Origin of the sequence: Legionella sp. 227, from assembly GCF_043161935.1 — a bacterium.
GTDB lineage: Bacteria > Pseudomonadota > Gammaproteobacteria > Legionellales > Legionellaceae > Legionella > Legionella sheltonii.
Genome location: NZ_CP171154.1, coordinates 3757830 through 3778822, shown reverse-complemented (window position 1 = coordinate 3778822; position 20993 = coordinate 3757830). Strand labels below are relative to the sequence as shown.

The following is a 20993-nucleotide window of genomic DNA, read 5'->3' as shown; positions in this document are numbered from 1 at the left end:
TTTAAGTCTTTAGGGTTCTGGCCGTCCTAAATGGTTCACCACTGTAGTCTGAAGTGTACCCGGCAATAAAATATTCCCATTATTAGGGTCAAAGGTTGGTGCTGTATTCTGACTAATAGTAATCTGGGTTGAATAATATCTACTATCCACTATAACTGGATAGAGTGGTGTTTCATATACAGTCCCTAAGCCATTTGAATTGGCAATTGGGGTAAGAGTAATGCTCGTTATCGGCGCTTGGCAAGTTTGCCCTATGCCAGCCCGTATGGATGTTGCTGCCTGATAGGCAAGTGTCGTCGTATAACAGGGTAATGCCCCACCATTTGAAAACGCGACATTCACAGCTGTTTCAGTAGCGCCACCTGAACCACCAACACTATTGGCCAGCAAATTTGCAATGTCAATTTGTTGGATTGGGGCATTGGCCGCCTGCAAATTTGTCGAAAAAATCTGCATTAGCAAACTTAAAGCGGATATCAATACTTTTTTCATAATCCGTCTCCGATAATGCCTGGTGATGGGACCTTTTGGGGAATACCAAAGCAATTATTAAGATTAAATGAATTTGTTTGATCCAAATTAGTAAAATTAATGGTACTACTAGAAGGGCTATTAAATGTTCCATTAATAACCACTAAATTCCGTCCTACTTGTAATTGATCCTGCATAACATAATTACCATTCAGGCTGTATGAGGTAATCGTGCTTGTTGAGTCAGCTAGAGTACTACCCAATAAAATATATTGAAAAGGATTTTGGGTATCAATATAACAAACTACATTATAGTTCACTCCGGGTATCAGCCCGTTGAGGGAGAGGGGCAAACTCGTTGCGGGAGCAACATTGCCTCCACCACTCAATGTAACAATAGAACTAATTGGCGCAGCTATTACTGTTGCAGTGAGCACAGTACCTAAAGTAATCAAAAAAAACTGTCTATCCATGGAACTCCCTCCCTAAAAGCAATTACCCAACTCCATAAGTAATAGCTACTAATTAACATAATTACTTACATACTGGCAATTCATTTGTTTCAGTTATAATCTAGTTTTAAATGACACTTGATATATCAATCTTCCCATAGGTTGTACTTACTTTAAAAATGACTCCAGGTGTTATGGATTAGAGCCCCATATACGCATAGAGTTTCGTCCCTTGGATGTGATTGACACCTGATGGAACCGGCAATTAAACTTGATTTTCGTTAAAAATAGAGCCACAAGAAAGATTATGAGTATAAAACACGGTGAGATTTCCGTAAAAAAAATTTCTGCTGCAGCAGATGTTCAAATTTGCCTTACTATCCGATATCAAGTATTTGTCGAAGGGCAGAAAATCCCCGTTAATGAAGAAGTCGACGGACTGGATTCTACTAGCGAGCATTATCTTTTGCTTTTCAATCAGTTGCCTGTGGGCACTGCACGTGTGCGTTACATAGACGATTTTGCTAAAATTGAGCGCGTGGCTATTTTGGAGACCCACCAAAAAAAAGGACTGGGTCATCTGCTGATGAACTTTATCATAGAGGACCTGCGCCAAAATTATCAGGTTAAGAAAGCAAAGCTTGGAGCTCAAGTCTATGCCATTCCATTTTATGAAAAATTGGGCTTTGTGGTTTGTAGTAATGAATACCAAGATGCTGGGATTCCTCACAAAGACATGCAACTTGGTTTTAAATAAAAGCGCTTAAAATTTTTTCAAATCGATTAAGGGCAGTTTGGATTAAGGTTATTGAACATAGAAAAATGATTACCATTTAAAGAAATGGATCACTAAAAATATGTTTAGAGGGAACGCCAGTTAGAAAGATACTGGTTTTAAGTTTATTGGTTGTTTCTTTAGGACCGCAAACATATACTCTAGTATTATGAGCATTATTAATGTGTGTTAAGGCTCTGCGCTCAATCAATCCCTCAGGATAACGTCCTTGGCTTTGCACGACACAAGGGTCATAAATGAAAGAATTAAATGCTATTGATAAAGTTTCCAACTCATCGTGGTAATAAATGTCCTCATCAGTAAGACCGCCATGGACTAAAGTGATGCGTCCCTGATGGTTTTGACTGAGCGCGCTTTTGGTAATGGCAATGAGCGGTGCCAGTCCTGTTCCAGTTCCTGCCAATAACATATCAAATACTAAATGGTCGGGATTATGGTAAAAACAACGGCCAAAAGGTCCTCTAAGTTTAACTTCTGTATGCTTTGTTGCCTTATTCTCAAGCCATTGTCCCATTTCTCCGTTTGGATAGATTTTAATCTGTAACTCAATAAATCCTTCTTGTATGGGGATGTTGGCGATTGAATAGCTACGCATAGTGCCTTCGGGATTAATCAAACTAAGATATTGTCCGGGTATCCAATAGTTTAAATCATCCACCTCAAGTTTAACCTGCATCACGTTGTAGTTAAGTGGTTTAAGTTCAATTAATCGCGCAGTTACTTCGCATTCAGCATTCTCAGGCGCAACGATCTGAAGTGCGGTTTCTGGTTGAGCCAGACAGGCGAGAAAATAACCTTGCGATTTAAGCGTTTCCGGTAATCCTTCTTGCCAGGAGGGATGTACCACACCGTCTTTAGCTTTAATCAGGCAGGACTGGCAAATACCCGCCTGACATGAGTTAGGATAATCCACACCATGTCGCAGAAGACATTGTAATACATTTTCCTTAGGTTCTAAGGTATAAGATTGATTGTTAAAGTCTATAATACTCATGGGCGCCCCAATACTTCATTGCGAACACTATTGGCAATGGCTGCTACTTGTTCAATATCTTTTTCTGCTGCGCCTAATTCCTTGAGTGTTGCACCCAAATGTTCAATAACAATATCCACGTGTACATCATTTAATCCACGTTTGATTAAATGTGCATGTCCTTCGCCCATGCTTTTCCCGCTGTAGTGATTGGGGCCTCCAAACACCATGGTTAAAAATCCTTTTTGTTTTAAGATTTGTTGTTCCATATCAATGTCATCAAAAAAATGACTCACGCGCTCATCCCGTAGCATTTTACGATAGAAAATATCGACAGCAGTATTTACAGCATTTTGGCCTCCCAAACGCTCAAATAACGACTCAGTCATGGTATACTCCTTAAAGATGTATTTGCAATGCATCTTATAAAAAGAAATAATCAGAGTCAACTAACAATTAGGAATTAATGATGCAACTGACGCAATTTACGGATTACTCACTACGAGCCTTAATTTATATCACTCTTAGAAAAGATTCGTGCACAATTAAAGACATTACAGAGGCCTATGGCATTTCGAACAATCATCTGATTAAAATCATTCACAATTTAGCCAAACTTGGATTGATTAAAACCATTCGCGGTAAGCATGGTGGTATTTTACTGGCTGCCCAGCCTGAAGCGATTAATTTAGGTCAACTCGTTTTTCAATTAGAGCCCCATTTTGATTTGGTCCCTTGTTTTAATAAAGAAAAAGCCAACTGCTGTATCGCTCCTGCATGTAAATTAAAGGGAATCTTGCATGAAGCACAAGCTGCGTTCATGAAGATTTTAGAACGTTATACTTTGGCTGATGTTTTGCACAACCCCAATGAACTGTCTGTTTTCTTGAATATTAAATAAATTATTATATGATTTTTTGTGCGAGCAAAAGAGCAAACAAACCGGATAATGGTCTTCCCAGTTCATCTTGTTTATGCAAATGACCTACCGATTCTTTGTATTCAAGTATCGACCAGCCACTGTCTTGATATACATGATAGAGTGCCTCTTTTTGCGGCAAAAAGGTGAAAAACTCTGGCATTGAATAAAGTTCTGAGTGAACAGGGAATACTAAAAAATGATACCCTTTCTTCTTCGTGGTTTTTTGGAGTTCGGTGAGTAATTCAGGAATGCGCTGGGTATTTAAAAATTGCAGAGTGACTGTGGAGAGTACTAAATCATAATGTTCTGGTTCAAGATTCATCGGTTGATTTAAATCATGGAGTCGCGTATTGACTCCGGACAATGCTTCTTTATGGGCGATATCCTCAAGGCTTTCCAAAGCTGAGGGACTATGATCAATCCCAGTGACCCTATGTCCCAGATTTGCTAAGTACAATAAATTTCTTCCTGAGCCACAGCCTACATCAAGAATTGATGCGGCGTGCAAATGACGTAAATAAGTTTGATAGACATACACTAAATCACTGTGTGCTGCTCCTAAACTGTATTTTTTATTGAAATATCGTTGGGGCATACAATAAAACTCAAGATTTGCCTTAAAAGGTTCGCTGACAGGGATAATTTTATGCCATGCAGCAGGGGGAATGAGTAAGTGGGGATTTTCTTTGTTGATTCGAGTGCGTGAGAGTTCTTGTCCCTGGCCGTTTAAGAATAAAAAATCAATTGCCCCTTCGTGTAGGGTGAGTTGCCCCCAGGTTCCTTCCTTAGTGCTGTGTTTTTCTAAGAAAAATTTCAACTTTCCATGGCTATCAATTTCGATTTGTTTGTAACACATTAAGTCGCTGTATTCTGCTCTCATGATGCACCTCATATTTCTGCTTTTCCATAAGTCTCTTATGGGTTGCTGCTCTTAGTATCTGTAAGCTCTGAATTTAGCTTGGTCAAAAGAGTACGCTCGTTCGCCAATTTATCCGCTAACTGATGGTTTACATCTCGATGCTCTTCTTCATCGAAACGTACGGCTAATAGCACATCACGTAATCGCGCATCAGCAGCTAATTTCCAGTATTTTTTAGCAATATCAGGAGCCGGGCAATTTTCAATGCGACCTTCATCTAATTCTTGCAAATAATGGGTATAGCTCACAGCAGCCTCTTCTTCAAGATAACCCACGAAGCGATGGGCTGTTTTTGAAGAAACAATATACATCAACAAATATAAAACTACGAAAATAGCTTGTGCTATGAAAATAATAACTCGTTCAAACCAATTAGGTTTGGCAATATACATAAACGTAATCAAATGCATTCGCTCATTTTCTGCTTCATCCAACAACGTTTTAATCCACCCTTCATCATTTTTGATTTTTCTTAAGCAACGCAAATGCAGCAATGCAGCGCCAACCATGCCCGGTACCGCGGCGACTGTTTCAAGGACTATTGCTCGATTGCCATATCGTTTTTGAAAAAAAGTATCAGCAAAAAATCGGAAAAATTTCACAAGTCCAAAGGCAACTTTATCACTGATGGTTTTCGCGGGTTTATGAGTTGCTGGCATGATGTGCTCCTTTGATTAGGTTGTTCATGATGATTATAATAAAGATGTATTTAAAATACAACTTTATAGGAAAGCTCCCTTTTTTTCAAGACTTATGCACTTCGCTTGACTCAGACATCTTTGATGTGCTGCTTTAAAATTTCAATGAGGTACCCGCGTTGACCTGATTTTTTTCACTGAGAGCAAATGACTTTACTGGAGAATTGGTTAATCTATAGCTTCAAGATCAGTGATATAATTTCACGATCATTTTTTATTTATCTTGGACATTTTGAATGAGTAACGTTACGACAAATAAGGCTCGCTTTTGTTTTAAACCAGTGGATAAATCACAACATGAGCTTGTTCTAAATTGGATTCATCAACCACATATTAATGAATGGCTTCATGGACAGGGGTTAAACAATACCATCAAAGACATTAATCAATTCTTAAATCATGGTGAACCCTGGGCTACTCATTGGATAGCTTATGATAAAGAAATTCCCTTTGCTTATTTAATTACGTCTGAAGTGGAGCAATCAGAAGAATATCCTGATGGCGCAGTCACACTCGATTTATTCATTTGCAGATTGGATTATATCGGTAAGGGATTGTCAGTGCAGATGATTCATGAATTTATTTTGAGTCAGCTTTCTGATTCGAAAATAGTACTTATTGATCCGGAAATCTCTAATGAGCGAGCAGTGCATGTTTATAAAAAAGCTGGTTTTGAAATCATTGGGGAATTTATAGCATCATGGCATCCAGTACCACACTATAAAATGCAATTGAGTATTGAAGTGCTAAAGAACAAATTAAACATTTAGATCAATTATGCTACACTAAATATACAGTACAGGCGTTATCGTTAATAGGGCGGTTGTAGTTCTGAACGATACTGAAATGCTTCTGGAAATCTAAATCTTATGGAGAGCATAATGAAAAAAAAGGGATTTTTTATATCTATATTTTTGTCCACCTTAATTGCAACATCCTCATTTGCTCATTCTGCAGAAAGCGCGATGGATAGTAAATTAAATACGGTTATTACTCCCAAAATTTTTGAAATGGCAAAAAAGAATGAAAACTGGAAGTTAGCACTTGTAACAGGTAAGGATGCTCAAGTTGTTTTTATGAATATCACACCTAAAACAAACCCCAAAAATGAGATTGGGATGGAAACCCATAAATTTGATCAGGTCATCTTTGTTGTAGAAGGTCGGGCTAAATCAGTGCTCAATGGCAAAAATTCAACAGTTACAGCAGGGGATATGATCTTTATCCCTCAAGGGATACCTCATAATTTTATTAATCTTAATGCAAACAAACCATTTAAAATCATTAGCGTTTATTCCGCTACCGATATTCCTGAACATGCAACCTATAAACACAAATCAGATATGCCAGGAGACTAACTTACTGGCATATTAAGCAAGACATTTTCATAGAGGAGCTTTGCAGGATATGCAACATAGAGAATATCATCGAATTGAACGAATTGGTTGGCTACGGGCTGCCGTATTAGGTGCCAACGACGGTATTATATCTACTGCAAGCTTATTGATTGGCGTTGCTGCTGCTCACACGCCATATCATGGAATTCTTATAGCGGGGTTTGCAGGATTAATTGCTGGTGCAATGTCGATGGCTGCAGGTGAGTATATATCTGTAAGCTCTCAGGCAGATACAGAAAAATCTGCTTTAAAGCGCGAAAGGAAAGAGCTTGAGACGAGTTTAGCAAGTGAAATAGAAGAGCTCACTGCTATATACATTAATCGAGGGCTAGAACCTGATCTTGCAAAAGAAGTTGTAAAACAATTGATGGTTAAGGATGCTTTAGGCACCCATGCTCGCGATGAGCTTGGTATTACCGAAGTTACGAGTGCACGTCCTCTTCAAGCAGCATTGTTTTCCGCCTGCAGTTTTACTGTTGGTTCATTATTACCCTTATTAATGATTTTTATTGCTCCCCAAGCTCATCTTATTCTAATCATATCAGTGATGGCAGTTCTTTTTTTAGCATTACTCGGGGCAGTGGCTGCAAAGGTTGGCGAAGCGTCCGTAGTATCAGGAGCAGTGCGTGTGGTGGTTTGGGGGACGCTCGCGATGATTGTGAGTGCTGGTATTGGTTCCCTATTGGGCATCGCAGTGTAGGATTAATGACAATGAAAAATTGTCATGACCCATGGATGTAGCTTCTAGCAGCGCCTTTTCAAATTCATTATTAGGGCATACGTTCTTTTGTGGTATAAGCAATTTTAAAAAAATTGAGGAACTGCATTCCCAGCTCCTCATTAGATTTGCACTGTTACTTGATGTGTGACTTGCTCCCCAAGTAATTTACATGGTTTACAAAATAGAACAATTATTCGCTTTATATCGGTCAAATTCTGATGACTCATATTCTTCTAATCGGGAGCCGTTAAAGAAATACAGGTGTTTGCCGGTTGGATCAGCTTCTGTTTTAGTCAAATTAAGGTTTAATTTATCGATAGCTTCATTTTCAGAGTCTGAGAAAGATGATCTGATTTCCAATAAATATTGATTAGCTTTTCCAAAATCGAAATGACTCATTTTACTGTCTAGGTAACCGTATCGTAATCCTGTGATGCGACTCGCTACTGATTGGGTTTCCTGTTGAATGCGAACTAGATTTTTCTTAGTATCGTCTACGACTACGATATCTCTTGGCAAAGAAGCACGTTTTAAATATTCTCTCAAAACAATTCCTTTATTCATACCATCACAATAAATGATACCATTCTGATACATTGCAACCTGATGTTCTGATGCGAATAAAGTGTAAGATTTCTCTGGTTCTCCATGTTTTGAAAAGTTAATTTTTATTTCGCGCATTTGTTTTTCTGTTCTATCAATAATGCCAGGACCTCGTGAGGTTAACGCTATGACTGGGATGTGAAATTTTTGCAGTAAGTGAATAATTGCAATTGTATCCGATTCAACAGCCCCAACTTTAATATTTTTATGGATGGCGTTACGTAGCGTCAATGCCAGTTCAAATGCGTCATGGTCATTTGGAAATACTTTTTGTATATGTTCTAATAATTTTTCGAACCATTGGTCGCTGCCTAAATCTTTCGAGCGTATTGGTCTTATGATCGTATTATCAAGATCAAAAACAAATAAAATATTTTCTCTAAAGCAATATTTTAGAACATCTTGAATGTTAGGGCATTCGTAGATGTCTTTATCGAAATTCCAGTTTAGGCGGCTTAATTTTGTAGTATCTCGAGATAGAACTTCTTGATTGCAATTTCTTTTTAAATGCATCTGATAAGCATATTCTGCTGCTTTTTTATAATTGGATGATAAAATGGATTCATCGAGTGGCAAATTGATATCAATGCCCTGTGCAGCAATAATATTTTGAATGCTCGGATCATGTAAAATCTCTACCATTTCCGCAAAACTATGAAATCCTCGTTTCCAGGTGAATGCAATAAATGCTTTGATGAGATTATCGACATCGGATTGAAGTAGCGTTTTGGGGTCTGATTTATGCTTAATTAAGTAACGTTCTAATACAATAATAAAAATAATAGTATGACCAGATAAGGAATTGACAAAGGGAACATGAGGATGCGATTTTGAATAACCATGTTCCACATTTTCATTAATAAGCGCTAAATCGGCAAGTCGATTCGCTGTGGCAGGAATCACTTCATCGAAAGGATTATACGCTAAGGACTTCATAATTCCCGGATTACTACTATATACTTTTTCTCCTTTGGTATCGAATCGGTTCTTTCCTCGATCCTTAATTTTATATAATGCAGAATGGTTCTTAATTGATTTATCTTTTTCAGCTATTTCTGCCACATGCTCGCATTTTTCCATACGATCAACGACGAGTTCAGCATCATCAAGTGATTGTACTAATTTAGGTATCTCAATTGTTGGATCAATCTCATTAATCAGTGCAGAGAGCTTTGTTATGGTTTCAAATTCCACTTCATTCAGGCTGTTCCATAACTCTAAAGCGAATCTGGTTTCGAAATAGCGTCTACTATCAAGAGCAAGTGGATTATCGGTCAATGTTGAAACTTGGGATTGGATCAAAGAGCGTTCATCATCAGATATTTCTTTGTGATCTCGGCAAATTTGTAATATCAATTGTATTGCGTCGGTCTTTTGATTTTTTAAGTACATGACTTGAATAGCATGCAATTCATTTTTTATTGTATCGCCGATCTTTTCCTCTAAGAACATCGTGCTCAATAGGATAAAATCAGACCAATCCAATTTTGACGACAGCATGGAATGTAGTGCATTTAATTTTTTAGATTGGACAGATGAGATATGGATATTTTTGTCATGACGATTAAAAAACATGGTAAAGGGCTCCTCAAAACATAAGAATACTTATGAAGTAGTTTTATAAAAAAAATATTGAGGAGCCTTCAGCAAAATCTTTCGAAAACGATGTAACTCAGGAAGACTCAGAGATTAGCTACATCAGCCGATTTCTTGCGCCAAATTTTATCAAGAGCTCTTAAATTAATCAAGTGTTATTTAATTTGTGCAGAACGAAAAATGCTTTGGAGGTAAATGAGTACCATTTTTATAAGTGGAATGGATTTATTTGTGCTAGCCTTTATAGTAATCACTAAAAATGAAGCGGTATTACTTAGTAATAATTTTTTTTCTTCTTATTGGTTTGGAGGCAGGGATTATGGAGTATAAAAGACCAATTCTAGATGATTTCGAACAGATTGTGACGCTACAAAATAAAAATCTGGTTGATGCTTTAACCCCATCAGAAAAAAGCGATGGTTATCTTTCCGGTAGTTTTTCGATTGAACAATTAAAATCCATGGATGATGATATTTGTGTCTTTATTTGCAAAGATAAAAATAGGGTTTGTGCTTATATTTGTGTCAGCTCGGTTGAATACAATAAACATATACCCTTAGTCGCTTCAATGCTGGATTGTTTCCCTGATATTTCTTATCGAGGAAAGCCTTTATCCACTTATAATATTGCAATTTCTGGCCCAGTTTGTATTGATAAGGACTATAGAGGGCAAGGTGTTTTTTTTAAGCTTTATGAAAAGCTTTCTGAATTTTTAATGAAGGAACGTCCAGAGTTAGATTTATATGCCGTGTTGATCTCTACCCAGAATTTACGCTCTATAAATGCTCATAAAAAAGTGGGGATGGAACAAGTTGGAGCGTTTTCTTTTGATAATAATGAGTTCTTAATCTTGGTAGCCCCTATCAAATAAAATTGTGTGAACAGGTTTAATCGTTTTTTGAAGAACAAGTTGATGCCCAAAGCGCGTCCATTGGTTAGAGCCCCAAAAATAACTTGATTGTAAATCGTATCTTTATGCGGTAAATCTTTTCTTTTTGTGGGAATGTATTTACGTAAAAAAATCGTAAAACCCTGTAGCTAATACACAGATAAATTAAATTTTTACATACAATTGTTCCATTATTGATAAATTTGAATTGGGTATTCCTCATGAAAAAAGACGAGCATCAGAACGCCTCTGGCCCAACAGGCGAACCCCAAACCTCTTCCACAGGATTCGCTTTGCAACAATTAAATAAAGAAGCAGAAAAGAAAGAGGCTGCTGCTGAATCAGCAAAGATACGTTGTCGGATTTGTTTTAAAGAAACCGCTCCAACGCCTCGTTGTTTCGGACATGGCGGCGGTGGCGGTGGTGCCGGTGACGGAGGTGGTTCTGATAATACATCAGAAGAAAAAGCCGGCTATGGTGATGACAAATCTTTGATTAAGGCTGACTTAGTTGATAATACTGAAGAATTAATAGGTGAGTTCAGTTTCATGGAAGATAGTGAAGAGCTTGATCCAGAGTCCCACTCAGATGAAAAAAGTTTTGATCCGGGCGTCATTGCAGAGTTAGTTGCTAAAGGGTTATTGGTTATTGATAATGACCGAAAATCGATGACTCTGACCATTAATTTACAGTGTGATCCTAACTCATTATCTGAAGAACAAAGAGAAGAGTTAAAAAAATTCATGAAGGCTATTCTAAAAGAATTCAATGCATTTAAAGAAAAACATCATTTGTCTGATGATTGCCTCAACATGACTCAAGATGAAGAAGGAAATATAGTTTCACTTTGTATGAGTTTGCCTACTTTAAAGTTATATGATGAATTTATCCAGCAGTTGGCTAATAATTTACTGCCCACACCAAGCCCGAAATTCCAAACGAAGGGTGAGCACAAGGAAACTAAAAATTTTGCTCCAACCCCTTTGTCAATGGAGCCAAAACCAACTGATAAAAATAAGCATCTTATGCACGATGTAGTCAATCAAGACAAAGATATTTCGGATACGGACGTTGAACCTGAAGAGAAGCAAGGAATCTTTGAGTTATCTCCTTTGCTAATGAAGATGAAACCATGGTAAAAATGAATGTCAGTAAACAATGTAACTTTTTTATTTGTATTCATTAAAAACACTTGTTTCGAAAATGTAAATTACTATGAGCCTCAGGCACCGACGCATCGGTGCCTTGTGCTAAAACACGATACTCCTTCTCATTTTCGGGGACTAATCAAGATTGCTCAACCTAATTCTTAAAAAAATTATGGGGTATAAACCCATTACTTGTTTGAGCATGCTGAAGGCTAGAAGGGGCTGTTTCTTCAATTTGTTGCTCAAAAAAACCACTTTGTCTGCGTTGTTTTATTGAGGTTAAAGTGAAAGTTTCTAGCTTTTTTTGTTCCAGCAAAAGATGAACAACCTGTTCGAGGCGCGAAACCATTTTATGAATATCAGTAAACTGGGTATATCCATAATGTGCTGTAACGCGAATATTGTTCGGAGGTCGGACGTCTATTTCGAACGTTCCCAAGTCACTTGCCTTTTTTAATAAAGCTTCTATTTGTTTAACATCACTAATTTCCTTAACACGAAAAACCAACATGGCTCCTCGTTTTTTAGGATCGTCAGGGGTAATCCACTCAATTTTATCGCCTAAATGTTGTTGTATTAGAGCTTGCATATAACGAGTAAGACATTCAGATTTGGCATTTAATTTATGCCAACCTACCTGACTCATTGTTTTGATATAGGTTTTTACTGGTGCAAGGGCAACAGGGGAGGGATTGCTGCATCTGAAAGCCCATGCTCCTTTTTGCATCATGATCCTAGAGTCGTAACCATCAATTAAGTCAAAAACTTTCTCGGAAGCTGCTGCTTTCCATCCTTGAATGGGTGGATATTTTTCCAAGTCTGTATTCTTGTTAACATAAATGCCAAAGCCACTCCCTGCTGAACCACAAATATGCTTATAACCACAACCCACCGCGTAAGTGACGGGTAATTCGCGTAGATTTAAAGTTCTATTTCCTACTGTATGAGCTAAATCCAAGCCAACAATAATAGGGTATTGCTCTATCGTATCCTTTAGTTCGGTTAAAATACGTGTGATATCAAGACGTTGTCCCGTACTAAATACTATGTCCGATAAGTGTAGGATTTGGATTTGCGCTGCATGTTTTTTGACAAAATGAATAATGTCCTCTTCACTATAGAGTCCTTTTTCATCAGGAAGGATTTTTAGGGTAAGGGATGTGGGACTGGGAACCTGTTTCGGATCACGAAACACACCAAAATTCTTAGCCGTTTGTATCCCTCTTTTTAAGACCGATTCAATGACAGCTTGATCGGAAAAAAATTCTTTTCCCAAATGACAAAACCCCGTTTTTCCTGATTGCCAATCAAATAATGTGGGTCGGTAAAAAGTATCCACCAATCTTCCTAGATTAGAAGATAAGCCTTCCTGAGTATAGAGAAATTCGCAAGGCTCAGAAAAGCCTAAAATTTCCTGCATTGCATTGATTGCTTCCTCTTCAATATCACAATCAAACCAATTACCGCCATGTTTGTGAGTTTCGGGAAAATGTCCTTCATGTAACTGGGTTGCTTGCAACTTATTAATGCGCTCTATTTCTTTCACAGCCGGTTTGAATACAGGCCCTAAAGAATGGCCCGCAAAAGGTCTCAAACCCTCAAACTCAAATAATTCATGTACGCTGTTTAAAGGGTCAATGGAATCTAAATAAGTAGCATACTCTAGGGAAAAACCACCCGGTTTTTCTGAAATTAAGCGGATAAATTCATCCGGGTTAGATACCATAGCCTCAATTAGTTCTTTCATCATTCCCTCGAAAATCAATGTGTCAATTTCTATATTAAGCTTTTCTTTGATGTGATTCTATGATTCGTGTAAAAGACTTTTTCAAGAAAAAAAAGGTAAACTTGATTGCTTAAGGGCGTTCATAACATTCTTTAATTAAACCAGGAAGATCATAAATATTGGCTGATAAATACAATAAATAGCACAGAATAATCAAATGGTTAGCCAATAAAATGGACTAAAAAAGGCCATTATGTTACAATGTAACACATTGTTTGTTTTTGTATACACTATTGAGTGAAATAAACCATGGCTAATCCTATTCATTACCTTAATCCCACTTTACCTGAAAATATTCCTGTTGTTCTAGCACTTATGAATTCAGTACATGGAGCCAATCCAGGGTTATTAGAAGCTTATAATGTCTATTCTTTACCTACATCATCTGGAGAAGAATCACGTTATGTGCTCACGCTACCTGTTCTTCAATTTCTTGCCGATCCATTAGTGCGCTCTGATGTACCACCAAGACGTTTAGATGTTTTTGAACCGAGTTCTGACGATAAGGGATGTTTCGGCAATGTTTTTCCGGTGATCAAATCCATCATTCCCCAAGGAGATGGCGGTGTTTTTGATGAGTCAGGCTCTTATGTCATAAAACAGATGCGTGCTCATCAAAATGGATTGAGTGATAAACCTAACAAACCTAATATGTATGTTCGCGTAGCGAATAGAGAACAATATCTAGGAAGCCAGCATCCCACTTTAGGAATACACTATAGCCTATTCAAAACGGAACAATTTTCTTATTTGCATATGAATCGAGCTCCTGGACGCACTCTTGATTTTTATATCGATCAACTTTCTGGTGAGGAGTTTCTAAGTCTTGCTTGTACTTTAATCGAAGAAGTTCCGAAACAAATTCATCGAATAGTTTCTTCCGGCAAACACGAAGGCCGAACGATGATTCATTGTGATCTAAAACCAGACAACATTATGGCTCAACTCAAGAAAAATGAAGAGAATGGGCATAGTGAATGGAGAATTACGGTAATTGATATGGGTTTAGCCAAAACAATAAATAAAGATGGGCAATACTCTACCTTACGGAACCATGGTAATCGAATGGCATGGGATACAGACATGTTTCTTGCGAGTTTGCATGGAACGCTTAAGAGCTATGATATTCAAAGTGATTTATATGCATTATTTGTTTGCATCAGTGAGCTAGCAGGTGCGCCGAGTCGAGATGGAACCGAAATAACTGAGGAATCAACCGAAGAGTCGATTGAAAAGTTGACCGCAGAAGAGCATAAAAAAAGGGCGCTGGAAAGAGGTCTTGAAATGACTCAAGACCCTGATTTTATAGGCATCTTTGGTAATATGGGCTTTGATCCGAAAATAGCTGCGAAATTAACAGATACACTCAGAAGCACACTCCATCCTGATAAAAAGCAAAGAATGAAACCGGAACAAGCCTTAACCGTTTTTCAAGAGGCTTTAAACACAGTTCGAGAAAATGCAGAAGAAACTCTCTTTGTTACACCAGCCAAAAAGAGAAAAAAGGACCAAGTAACTGCTGAAGATTTAATACAATGTATAGAGCTACCACTTGACGAGATAGCTAAGGAAAAAGAACTAGCAGTAGAGGAATATAATAGACAGCCAAGAAAAATAACTCTAAAAAAATGGCTGAATCAGTTTAATGAATTACGTTCTGCCGCAAGCCCCGAAGAATTCGAACGATTCAAAACGATGCTGCCTATGGTTAGAAAAGATATTAAAAGTTCATTTATTGTCAATCTGTTGCGTTTTAATTTGTTTGAAGAGTACGATGTTGATGCCTGTATTCGTCTCATCTTACGTCATGAACAACTTACTGCTCCTTTAAATAAGGATTACCCAACCTTACCTGTCCTTTGGCAAAAACGCTTCCAAATGCTGGCTCGAGTAATTCCACTACAATTGACGCAGAGACAGGCTTTAGCATGTATACAAACAGGACTTTTCAAACAAAATATTACTGCGTTACTCGCATTGGAAAGCAAGGAGTCTGATCCTGAAATAATCAAAGTAATGCGTCAGGAATTAGAAAAGCAATTGCGGTTGGAGCCTAAAGTTTGGTGCCTACAATTACCCCAATTTGTGGAACTTTTTAATCATCAATATGAATGTGTCACTCAGTTAAATGAATTGGCGAATCAATTGATTCCACATTGCGCTTGGAAAAAGGATTTTCAACAGCAGTTTATCGATTGGGCTAATGATATCTTTAATAATGCCATACATGGAAAATTTCCTGAAATTCAGGGGTATTTTTCCCATTACCGCTCCATGATTGCGCTACTCAATCGGTGTGCGCAGGAAGGGGAAACTTTAACTGGTCTATTTAATGCGCTTCCTGAGTTATCACAGTCAATTTTAGGTGGGGAGGAAATTGATATGGCAATTCGACAACTTAAATTGAGTGATACCCAAACTGTTATTAATCTGACTCAAAAATTAGTATTACTTTTTTTAATACATGATGTGTTTTATCAATTAATAGATCAGGATAAAAAAGAATACGATTCGATTATGCAGACGAATAGTGCCCAATTTATCGCAATTATCTTCCTACTTAATCAACAAGATCCGCCAAAAGGTGAGTTGGTAATACAATTAGGAAATATTTCCAATTCTTTAAAGGCGCTTAATCAATTGCGACTTTTCATGGATAAGTGTTCTCCATACCCGAACATTCAGAAAGCCATCGAAATTTTATTAAAACATAATTTTAAAATCGAAGCACTGGCGAACATTGTGAACGATAATTATATGAAAGTCAGTGACGCGAAACGACTTGATAGAGGCTTAGATATCGTTCTGTCAGAAGAAGCAAATCAATTATTGCAAGAATCCTCAACACAAAATGAGAAGCTTTTTGCCGAAATCACTCGGTATTTTGCTATGCCTGGGAGATACTTTCCACCTGAGCCTAAAATTCATACTCAGCAGAAATTTACTCAACTGTTATTCCAGCCAAGGCCACAAGAGGCAATGAACTCCGATGAAATTAGTGCTCTTGAAATAACCCCTCCACAATTATCTCATTAGTCAATGTTGGGTCAGGTAAGGGGTAAATTTTCCTCGACCCCCTCTCTCAAGGGAGCTGTTAAAAAATTGTATGTCATTCCTGCGTAGGAATGGCATACATATAGTTTGGCAATGATCTTCTTCTACGGTCTTTATTAAACAGAGTCCCCAATTCTAAGGGATCAACGTCAATAATAGTGGGCAATAATCAAATGGTTAGTCAATAAAATGGACTAAAAGAGACCATTATGTTACAATATAACACATTGTTTGTTTTTGTATACAGTATTGAGTGAAATAAACCATGGCTAATCCTATTCATTACCTTAATCCCACTTTACCTGAAAATATTCCTGTTGTTCTAGCACTTATGAATTCAGTACATGGAGCCAATCCAGGGTTATTAGAAGCTTATAACGTCTATTCTTTACCCACATCAGCTGGAGAAAAATCACGCTTTGTGCTCACGCTACCTGTTCTTCAATTCGTTGCCGACCCATTAGTCTCTAATGCACCATCAAGACGGTTAGATGTTTTTGAACCGAGTTCTGAAGATCAAGGCAGTTTTGGCAATGTTTTCCCGGTGATCAAGTCCATCATTCCTCAAGGAGACGGCGGTGTTTTTGATGAATCAGGCTCCTATGTCATAAAACAGATGCATGCGGATCAAAACGAGTTGAGTGATAAACCCAATAAACCGAACTGGTATGTCCGTGTTGCGAATAGAGAACAATATCTAGGAAGTCAGCATCCCACTTTAGGAATACACTATAGCTTAGTCAAAACGGAACAATATTCTTACCTGCATATGAATCGTGCTCCTGGACGTACTCTTGATTTTTATATGGATCAACTCTCTGGTGAGGAATTTTTAAGTCTTGCTTGTACTTTAATCAAAGAGGTTCCAAAACAAATTCATCGAACAGTGACTGCCGGAAAACACAAAGGCCGAACGATAATTCATTGTGATCTAAAAACAGAAAACATTATGGCTCAACTCAATAAAGATGAAGAGAATGGGCATAGTGAATGGACAATCACGGTCATTGACATGGGCTTAGCCAAAACAATAAAAAGCGATGAGCCATACTCTACCTTACAAAGTTATGGCAATCGAATGGCATGGGATACTGATATGTGGCTTGCTAATCAAGATGGAAAGCCTATGAACTATGACATTCAAAGTGACTTATATGCATTATTTGTCTGTATCACCGAGTTAGCAGGTGCCCCCAAGCGAGATAGTATCAATGCACTTGAAGAAACAAAAAATCCTGATTTTACAGGTATCTTCAGCGAGATGGATTTTGATCCAAGGCTAGAGGAACAATTAACCGAGGCACTTAGAAGTGCACTTCATCCTAATAAAACACAAAGAATGAAACCGGAACAAGTCTTAACTGTTTTTCAAGAGGCTTTAAGCGCAGTTCGAGAAGATACAGATGATACGGTTCTTGCAACCCCAGCTAAAAAGAAAAAGACGGAACAGATAACTGCGGAAGACCTAAAAGAATGGATAGAGCAACCCCTTGATGATCTCGTTAAGCAAAAGGAACAAGCAACAGAAGTAGAAAATAGACAATCAAGAAAAGCAACGTTGAAGATATGGCTGAATCAGTTTAATGAATTACGTTCTGCTGCAAGCGCCGAAGAATATGAACGATTCAAAACAATGCTTCCTACACTTGTAAAAAATATTAAAAGTTCATTTATTTTCGATTTGTTACGTTTTAATTTATATGAAGAATACGATGCTGATGCCTGTATTCGTCTGATCTTACATCATGAACAGCTCACTGCTCCCCTTAGAAAGTATTATCCTTCCTTGCCTGCTCTTTGGCAAAGACGCTTTCAAATGCTGGCTCAGGTAACTCCGCTACAATTGACGCAGAGTCAGGCTTATGCATGTATACAAATTGGACTTTTCAAACAAAATATTACTGCATTACTCGCATTGGAAAGCAAAGAATCTGATCCTGCTCTCCTTAAGGTAATGCGTCAGGAATTAGACAAACAATTGAAGTTGGATCCTAAAGCTTGGTGCTCGCAATTACCTCAATTTGTGCAATTGTTTAATAGTCAATATTTCTGTATCACTCAGTTCAATGCGTTGGCCAAACAATTGGCTCCCCATTACTCTTGGCACAATGCGCTTCAACAGCAGTTTATCAATTGGACTGATGAGATCTTTAGTCATGCCATAGAAGGGAAATTCCCTGAAAATCAGCAGGAGTATTTTGCTCATTATTGCACGATGATTGAGTTACTCAATCGATACGTGAAGGATAGGAAGATTTTAGCTGTTCTATTTAACGCGCTTCCTGCATTATCACAGTCCCGTTTAGGTAAAGAGGCAATTGATAACACAATTCGACAACTGCAGTTGAGTGATCCTCAAACAGTTAGTAATTTGACTCAAAAATTAGCATTACTTTTTTTAATACATGACGTACTTTGTCAATTAATGGATCCAGATAAAAAGCAATATCCTGCGATTCTTCAGGCAAATAAAAATAATTTTAATACACTGATTTTGCAACTTGCAAATCAACAGGATCTGCAACTAGAGGAGTTGAATAGACAATTAGGTAATGTATCCGATTCTTTAAAAGCGCTTAATCAATTGCGTCTTTTTATGGATAAATGTTCAGCACATCCGAATATTCAAAAAGCCATCGAAATTTTATTGAAAAATAATTTCAAAATTGAGGCGCTTGCCCACATGGTGAACGATAATTATATCGATATTATTCCCGCGAAACGGCTCGATAGAGGTTTAAATATCGTTTTATCTGAAGAGGAAAATCAATCATTAAATGAGAAACTTTTTACGGAAATAACTCGGTATTTTGCTAATCCTGGGAATTATTTACCCCCTGATCCTAAAATGTATACTCAGGCAAACTCAAGTCAATTGTTATTCCAGCCTATCCCAGCAGGGAGAGAGGAAGCGGATAAAATTACGGTCCCTGAAATCACTCTTTAATCTAATCCATCATTTTAGGTGGCGTAATAAAATTGGTCCAAGACTCAGAGCTGTAGAGCAAACGTGGTTATTCCTGCGTAAGCAGGAATCCATCGATTTCTTTGAATCATTTTAATGAATTAAAACCGATAGGGTTGGAATACAAGCTTAATAGTTTGCAGACAATTAAATTGTCAGTAAAGTCAAACTATTTACAAGAATGGAGAAAAATTGTATTTTCCGTTGGATTCTTTCGATACTCGAATTGAATTGTCTTATACGTTTATGGAAAAGTTGACCACAAAGCGTATCCCTTTATTTACATTCAAGAGGTTTTAATATGAAATTGTTTCGAATGATGTTACTGGGCTTTTTATTTTCCGCCTCCTTAATCACTCAAGTTTCTGCTGCTCCAGTAGAGGATCCTGCTTTGGCTGCTCCGGTTGAAGATTATGATTTCCAGCAAGAGCGAATGAAACTGACTCCTGATTCTGTGATAGTTATTTCAACATTTGATAGCGAAGATCATGTTACTGCCTATACCTATGCTGGAGTACGTTTATGGAATGCTCCATTTCATGCAAAGATATTATCATGGCAAATTGCAGGTGATTACGTTTTTATTTTTTCTAAAGATCGTAAAGGAACTAAAACTTATATTACTTGTCTAAACAGACATACTGGCGCTCTTATTTGGCAAAAACCTTAAGTTTGTCGAGGTCTTTTGCGGTCAATGGCTGTTGATCACCCCTCTATGTCCCGAGGGGTCTCGGAGTGCTGTAAATAGCCACTGTCTTGAACGCTTATTTCAAGACAGTGGCTATGTCATTTCTGCTGAACTGATTTGACTCCAAAAATGTAAAAATAATATACAATTAAGGGAGGGCACACAGGAAAGGATATGGTTATGATTGGTTTAGGAGGTAGTTTTAGACTTTTAGGTAGAGTGTTCCGAGTATTTTATCAAAATATTAAGGCTTCCTATCAAATTACCAAAATGCCAACCCCCATAGTTGCAATATTAGGTTCATCTAAAGCAAAACAAGAAGGCAGTTATGCGCAGAATGCACGATTACTCTCGAGAAAATTGGTTGAACAAAAGATATCAATCCTAACTGGAGCTGGAACTGGAATTATGGAAGCTGCCAATCGAGGTGCATCTGAAGCGAACAGTTTGGAGAAGCGATCTTTTGGTATTGCTGTAGGAGCGTTCAAAGTACAAAATAACCCGTTTTTAGCCGGCACTATCAATGTGGATTATTATTTAATTCGCAAAATTCTCTTACTCAATTATGCTTCCGGATTTATTTTTTTTCCAGGAAGTTTCGGTACCCTCGATGAACTTTTTGAAATCATCACCATGCTAAGACACAAACAAGTGGAGTTATACAGAATAAATAAAAACAAACTACCGAAAACAGTACCCATTATTTTGCTAGGAAAAGAATTTTGGCAGCCATTGTTGGATTGGGTCATTAATTTTCCCTTAAAAAATAATTTACTTTATCATGATGATATGAAAATGATTCATATTACGGATGATCTCGAGGAAGTAGTACAAATCATTAAAGAATGTTGTTGTAGTGAGGAAATGAAACACCAAAAAATTCACACTGTTATTCATTAAGCTACGAATTCTGAT

At 37.6% G+C, this 20993-nt stretch carries 20 protein-coding genes; 12 read left to right on the top strand and 8 right to left on the bottom strand.

Annotated elements, in window-relative coordinates; all coding sequences use genetic code 11:
* Positions 1-9: 9 nt before the first annotated feature.
* Both ACF8MK_RS16450 and ACF8MK_RS16445 read right to left on the bottom strand, forming a co-directional pair.
* Positions 10-492: a hypothetical protein gene (locus ACF8MK_RS16450; RefSeq protein WP_392537566.1), complete on the bottom strand. Its 483-nt coding sequence runs from the start codon at positions 490-492 to the stop codon at positions 10-12.
* Positions 489-944 (bottom strand): hypothetical protein, encoded by a 456-nt coding sequence (locus ACF8MK_RS16445; RefSeq protein ID WP_392537565.1) that lies wholly within the window; start codon positions 942-944, stop codon positions 489-491. Before ACF8MK_RS16445 ends, ACF8MK_RS16450 begins: the two co-directional genes overlap by 4 nt.
* Positions 945-1230: 286 nt before the next feature.
* On the opposite strand from ACF8MK_RS16445, the gene ACF8MK_RS16440 reads away from it, so the two are divergent.
* The gene (locus ACF8MK_RS16440; protein WP_392537564.1) at positions 1231-1680 is read left to right on the top strand and encodes a GNAT family N-acetyltransferase; all 450 of its coding nucleotides are present in this window, start codon (positions 1231-1233) and stop codon (positions 1678-1680) included.
* A 76-nt stretch (positions 1681-1756) separates the two neighbouring features.
* On the opposite strand, the gene ACF8MK_RS16435 is transcribed toward ACF8MK_RS16440, so the two are convergent.
* Together ACF8MK_RS16435 and ACF8MK_RS16430 are read right to left on the bottom strand one after the other, a co-directional pair.
* Positions 1757-2713 carry an FAD-binding oxidoreductase gene (locus ACF8MK_RS16435; RefSeq protein ID WP_392537563.1) on the bottom strand — a complete coding sequence of 319 codons (957 nt, stop codon included), beginning with the start codon at positions 2711-2713 and terminating at the stop codon, positions 1757-1759.
* Positions 2710-3081 carry a group 1 truncated hemoglobin gene (locus ACF8MK_RS16430; RefSeq protein ID WP_392537562.1) on the bottom strand — a complete coding sequence of 124 codons (372 nt, stop codon included), beginning with the start codon at positions 3079-3081 and terminating at the stop codon, positions 2710-2712. Before ACF8MK_RS16430 ends, ACF8MK_RS16435 begins: the two co-directional genes overlap by 4 nt.
* An 80-nt stretch (positions 3082-3161) precedes the next feature.
* Between ACF8MK_RS16430 and ACF8MK_RS16425 the strand changes: the two genes are divergently transcribed.
* Positions 3162-3593: an Rrf2 family transcriptional regulator gene (locus ACF8MK_RS16425; protein WP_392538981.1), complete on the top strand. Its 432-nt coding sequence runs from the start codon at positions 3162-3164 to the stop codon at positions 3591-3593.
* 4 nt (positions 3594-3597) lie between these two features.
* Here the strand turns inward: ACF8MK_RS16425 and tehB are convergent, their stop codons facing one another.
* Both tehB and ACF8MK_RS16415 read right to left on the bottom strand, forming a co-directional pair.
* Positions 3598-4494, bottom strand: a complete 897-nt coding sequence (tehB, locus tag ACF8MK_RS16420) for an SAM-dependent methyltransferase TehB (protein WP_392537561.1) — start codon at positions 4492-4494, stop codon at positions 3598-3600.
* Between the two features lie 35 nt (positions 4495-4529).
* Positions 4530-5192, bottom strand: a complete 663-nt coding sequence (locus ACF8MK_RS16415) for an alternative oxidase (protein ID WP_392537560.1) — start codon at positions 5190-5192, stop codon at positions 4530-4532.
* A 275-nt stretch (positions 5193-5467) separates the two neighbouring features.
* Between ACF8MK_RS16415 and ACF8MK_RS16410 the strand changes: the two genes are divergently transcribed.
* From ACF8MK_RS16410 to ACF8MK_RS16400, 3 genes are all read left to right on the top strand, one after another.
* A complete protein-coding gene (locus tag ACF8MK_RS16410; RefSeq protein WP_392537559.1) occupies positions 5468-6001 on the top strand; it encodes a GNAT family N-acetyltransferase in 534 nt (177 codons plus the stop codon).
* Positions 6002-6196: 195 nt separating this feature from the next.
* Positions 6197-6589, top strand: coding sequence for a cupin domain-containing protein (locus tag ACF8MK_RS16405; protein ID WP_392537558.1), 393 nt, complete (start codon positions 6197-6199; stop codon positions 6587-6589).
* Between the two features lie 49 nt (positions 6590-6638).
* A complete protein-coding gene (locus ACF8MK_RS16400) occupies positions 6639-7328 on the top strand; it encodes a VIT family protein (RefSeq protein ID WP_392537557.1) in 690 nt (229 codons plus the stop codon).
* A gap of 195 nt (positions 7329-7523) precedes the next feature.
* Here ACF8MK_RS16400 and ACF8MK_RS16395 read toward each other — a convergent pair whose 3' ends face one another.
* Entirely contained in the window at positions 7524-9527 is a 2004-nt protein-coding gene (locus ACF8MK_RS16395; RefSeq protein ID WP_392537556.1) for a DUF2608 domain-containing protein, read from the bottom strand.
* Between the two features lie 216 nt (positions 9528-9743).
* Here ACF8MK_RS16395 and ACF8MK_RS16390 point away from each other — a divergent pair, with 216 nt between their 5' ends.
* From ACF8MK_RS16390 to ACF8MK_RS16380, 3 genes are all read left to right on the top strand, one after another.
* A complete protein-coding gene (locus ACF8MK_RS16390) occupies positions 9744-9878 on the top strand; it encodes a hypothetical protein (RefSeq protein ID WP_392537555.1) in 135 nt (44 codons plus the stop codon).
* Positions 9868-10419 carry a GNAT family N-acetyltransferase gene (locus ACF8MK_RS16385; protein WP_392537554.1) on the top strand — a complete coding sequence of 184 codons (552 nt, stop codon included), beginning with the start codon at positions 9868-9870 and terminating at the stop codon, positions 10417-10419. Before ACF8MK_RS16390 ends, ACF8MK_RS16385 begins: the two co-directional genes overlap by 11 nt.
* A 239-nt stretch (positions 10420-10658) precedes the next feature.
* Positions 10659-11576 carry a hypothetical protein gene (locus ACF8MK_RS16380; protein WP_392537553.1) on the top strand — a complete coding sequence of 306 codons (918 nt, stop codon included), beginning with the start codon at positions 10659-10661 and terminating at the stop codon, positions 11574-11576.
* Positions 11577-11739: 163 nt separating this feature from the next.
* On the opposite strand, the gene ACF8MK_RS16375 is transcribed toward ACF8MK_RS16380, so the two are convergent.
* Positions 11740-13335 (bottom strand): aminotransferase class V-fold PLP-dependent enzyme, encoded by a 1596-nt coding sequence (locus tag ACF8MK_RS16375; protein WP_392537552.1) that lies wholly within the window; start codon positions 13333-13335, stop codon positions 11740-11742.
* Between the two features lie 285 nt (positions 13336-13620).
* Between ACF8MK_RS16375 and ACF8MK_RS16370 the strand changes: the two genes are divergently transcribed.
* From ACF8MK_RS16370 to ACF8MK_RS16355, 4 genes are all read left to right on the top strand, one after another.
* Positions 13621-16407, top strand: coding sequence for a hypothetical protein (locus tag ACF8MK_RS16370; protein WP_392537551.1), 2787 nt, complete (start codon positions 13621-13623; stop codon positions 16405-16407).
* A 283-nt stretch (positions 16408-16690) separates the two neighbouring features.
* Positions 16691-19372 (top strand): protein kinase, encoded by a 2682-nt coding sequence (locus tag ACF8MK_RS16365; RefSeq protein WP_392537550.1) that lies wholly within the window; start codon positions 16691-16693, stop codon positions 19370-19372.
* Between the two features lie 319 nt (positions 19373-19691).
* Positions 19692-20060, top strand: coding sequence for a hypothetical protein (locus ACF8MK_RS16360; RefSeq protein ID WP_392537549.1), 369 nt, complete (start codon positions 19692-19694; stop codon positions 20058-20060).
* 198 nt (positions 20061-20258) lie between these two features.
* Positions 20259-20978 (top strand): LOG family protein, encoded by a 720-nt coding sequence (locus ACF8MK_RS16355; protein WP_392537548.1) that lies wholly within the window; start codon positions 20259-20261, stop codon positions 20976-20978.
* Positions 20979-20993 lie beyond the last annotated feature (15 nt).

Excerpts from the sequence above, each read along its gene's own strand:
- ACF8MK_RS16400 (WP_392537557.1), top strand. The coding sequence starts at position 6,639 with ATGCAACATAGAGAATATCATCGAATTGAACGAATTGGTTGGCTACGG.
- ACF8MK_RS16385 (WP_392537554.1), top strand. The coding sequence starts at position 9,868 with ATGGAGTATAAAAGACCAATTCTAGATGATTTCGAACAGATTGTGACG.
- ACF8MK_RS16435 (WP_392537563.1), bottom strand. The coding sequence starts at position 2,713 with ATGAGTATTATAGACTTTAACAATCAATCTTATACCTTAGAACCTAAG.
- ACF8MK_RS16445 (WP_392537565.1), bottom strand. The coding sequence starts at position 944 with ATGGATAGACAGTTTTTTTTGATTACTTTAGGTACTGTGCTCACTGCA.
- ACF8MK_RS16430 (WP_392537562.1), bottom strand. The coding sequence starts at position 3,081 with ATGACTGAGTCGTTATTTGAGCGTTTGGGAGGCCAAAATGCTGTAAAT.
- tehB (WP_392537561.1), bottom strand. The coding sequence starts at position 4,494 with ATGAGAGCAGAATACAGCGACTTAATGTGTTACAAACAAATCGAAATT.
- ACF8MK_RS16450 (WP_392537566.1), bottom strand. The coding sequence starts at position 492 with ATGAAAAAAGTATTGATATCCGCTTTAAGTTTGCTAATGCAGATTTTT.
- ACF8MK_RS16380 (WP_392537553.1), top strand. The coding sequence starts at position 10,659 with ATGAAAAAAGACGAGCATCAGAACGCCTCTGGCCCAACAGGCGAACCC.
- ACF8MK_RS16415 (WP_392537560.1), bottom strand. The coding sequence starts at position 5,192 with ATGCCAGCAACTCATAAACCCGCGAAAACCATCAGTGATAAAGTTGCC.
- ACF8MK_RS16395 (WP_392537556.1), bottom strand. The coding sequence starts at position 9,527 with ATGTTTTTTAATCGTCATGACAAAAATATCCATATCTCATCTGTCCAA.
- ACF8MK_RS16370 (WP_392537551.1), top strand. The coding sequence starts at position 13,621 with ATGGCTAATCCTATTCATTACCTTAATCCCACTTTACCTGAAAATATT.
- ACF8MK_RS16425 (WP_392538981.1), top strand. The coding sequence starts at position 3,162 with ATGCAACTGACGCAATTTACGGATTACTCACTACGAGCCTTAATTTAT.
- ACF8MK_RS16365 (WP_392537550.1), top strand. The coding sequence starts at position 16,691 with ATGGCTAATCCTATTCATTACCTTAATCCCACTTTACCTGAAAATATT.
- ACF8MK_RS16360 (WP_392537549.1), top strand. The coding sequence starts at position 19,692 with ATGAAATTGTTTCGAATGATGTTACTGGGCTTTTTATTTTCCGCCTCC.
- ACF8MK_RS16405 (WP_392537558.1), top strand. The coding sequence starts at position 6,197 with ATGGATAGTAAATTAAATACGGTTATTACTCCCAAAATTTTTGAAATG.
- ACF8MK_RS16390 (WP_392537555.1), top strand. The coding sequence starts at position 9,744 with ATGAGTACCATTTTTATAAGTGGAATGGATTTATTTGTGCTAGCCTTT.
- ACF8MK_RS16410 (WP_392537559.1), top strand. The coding sequence starts at position 5,468 with ATGAGTAACGTTACGACAAATAAGGCTCGCTTTTGTTTTAAACCAGTG.
- ACF8MK_RS16440 (WP_392537564.1), top strand. The coding sequence starts at position 1,231 with ATGAGTATAAAACACGGTGAGATTTCCGTAAAAAAAATTTCTGCTGCA.
- ACF8MK_RS16355 (WP_392537548.1), top strand. The coding sequence starts at position 20,259 with ATGATTGGTTTAGGAGGTAGTTTTAGACTTTTAGGTAGAGTGTTCCGA.
- ACF8MK_RS16375 (WP_392537552.1), bottom strand. The coding sequence starts at position 13,335 with ATGATGAAAGAACTAATTGAGGCTATGGTATCTAACCCGGATGAATTT.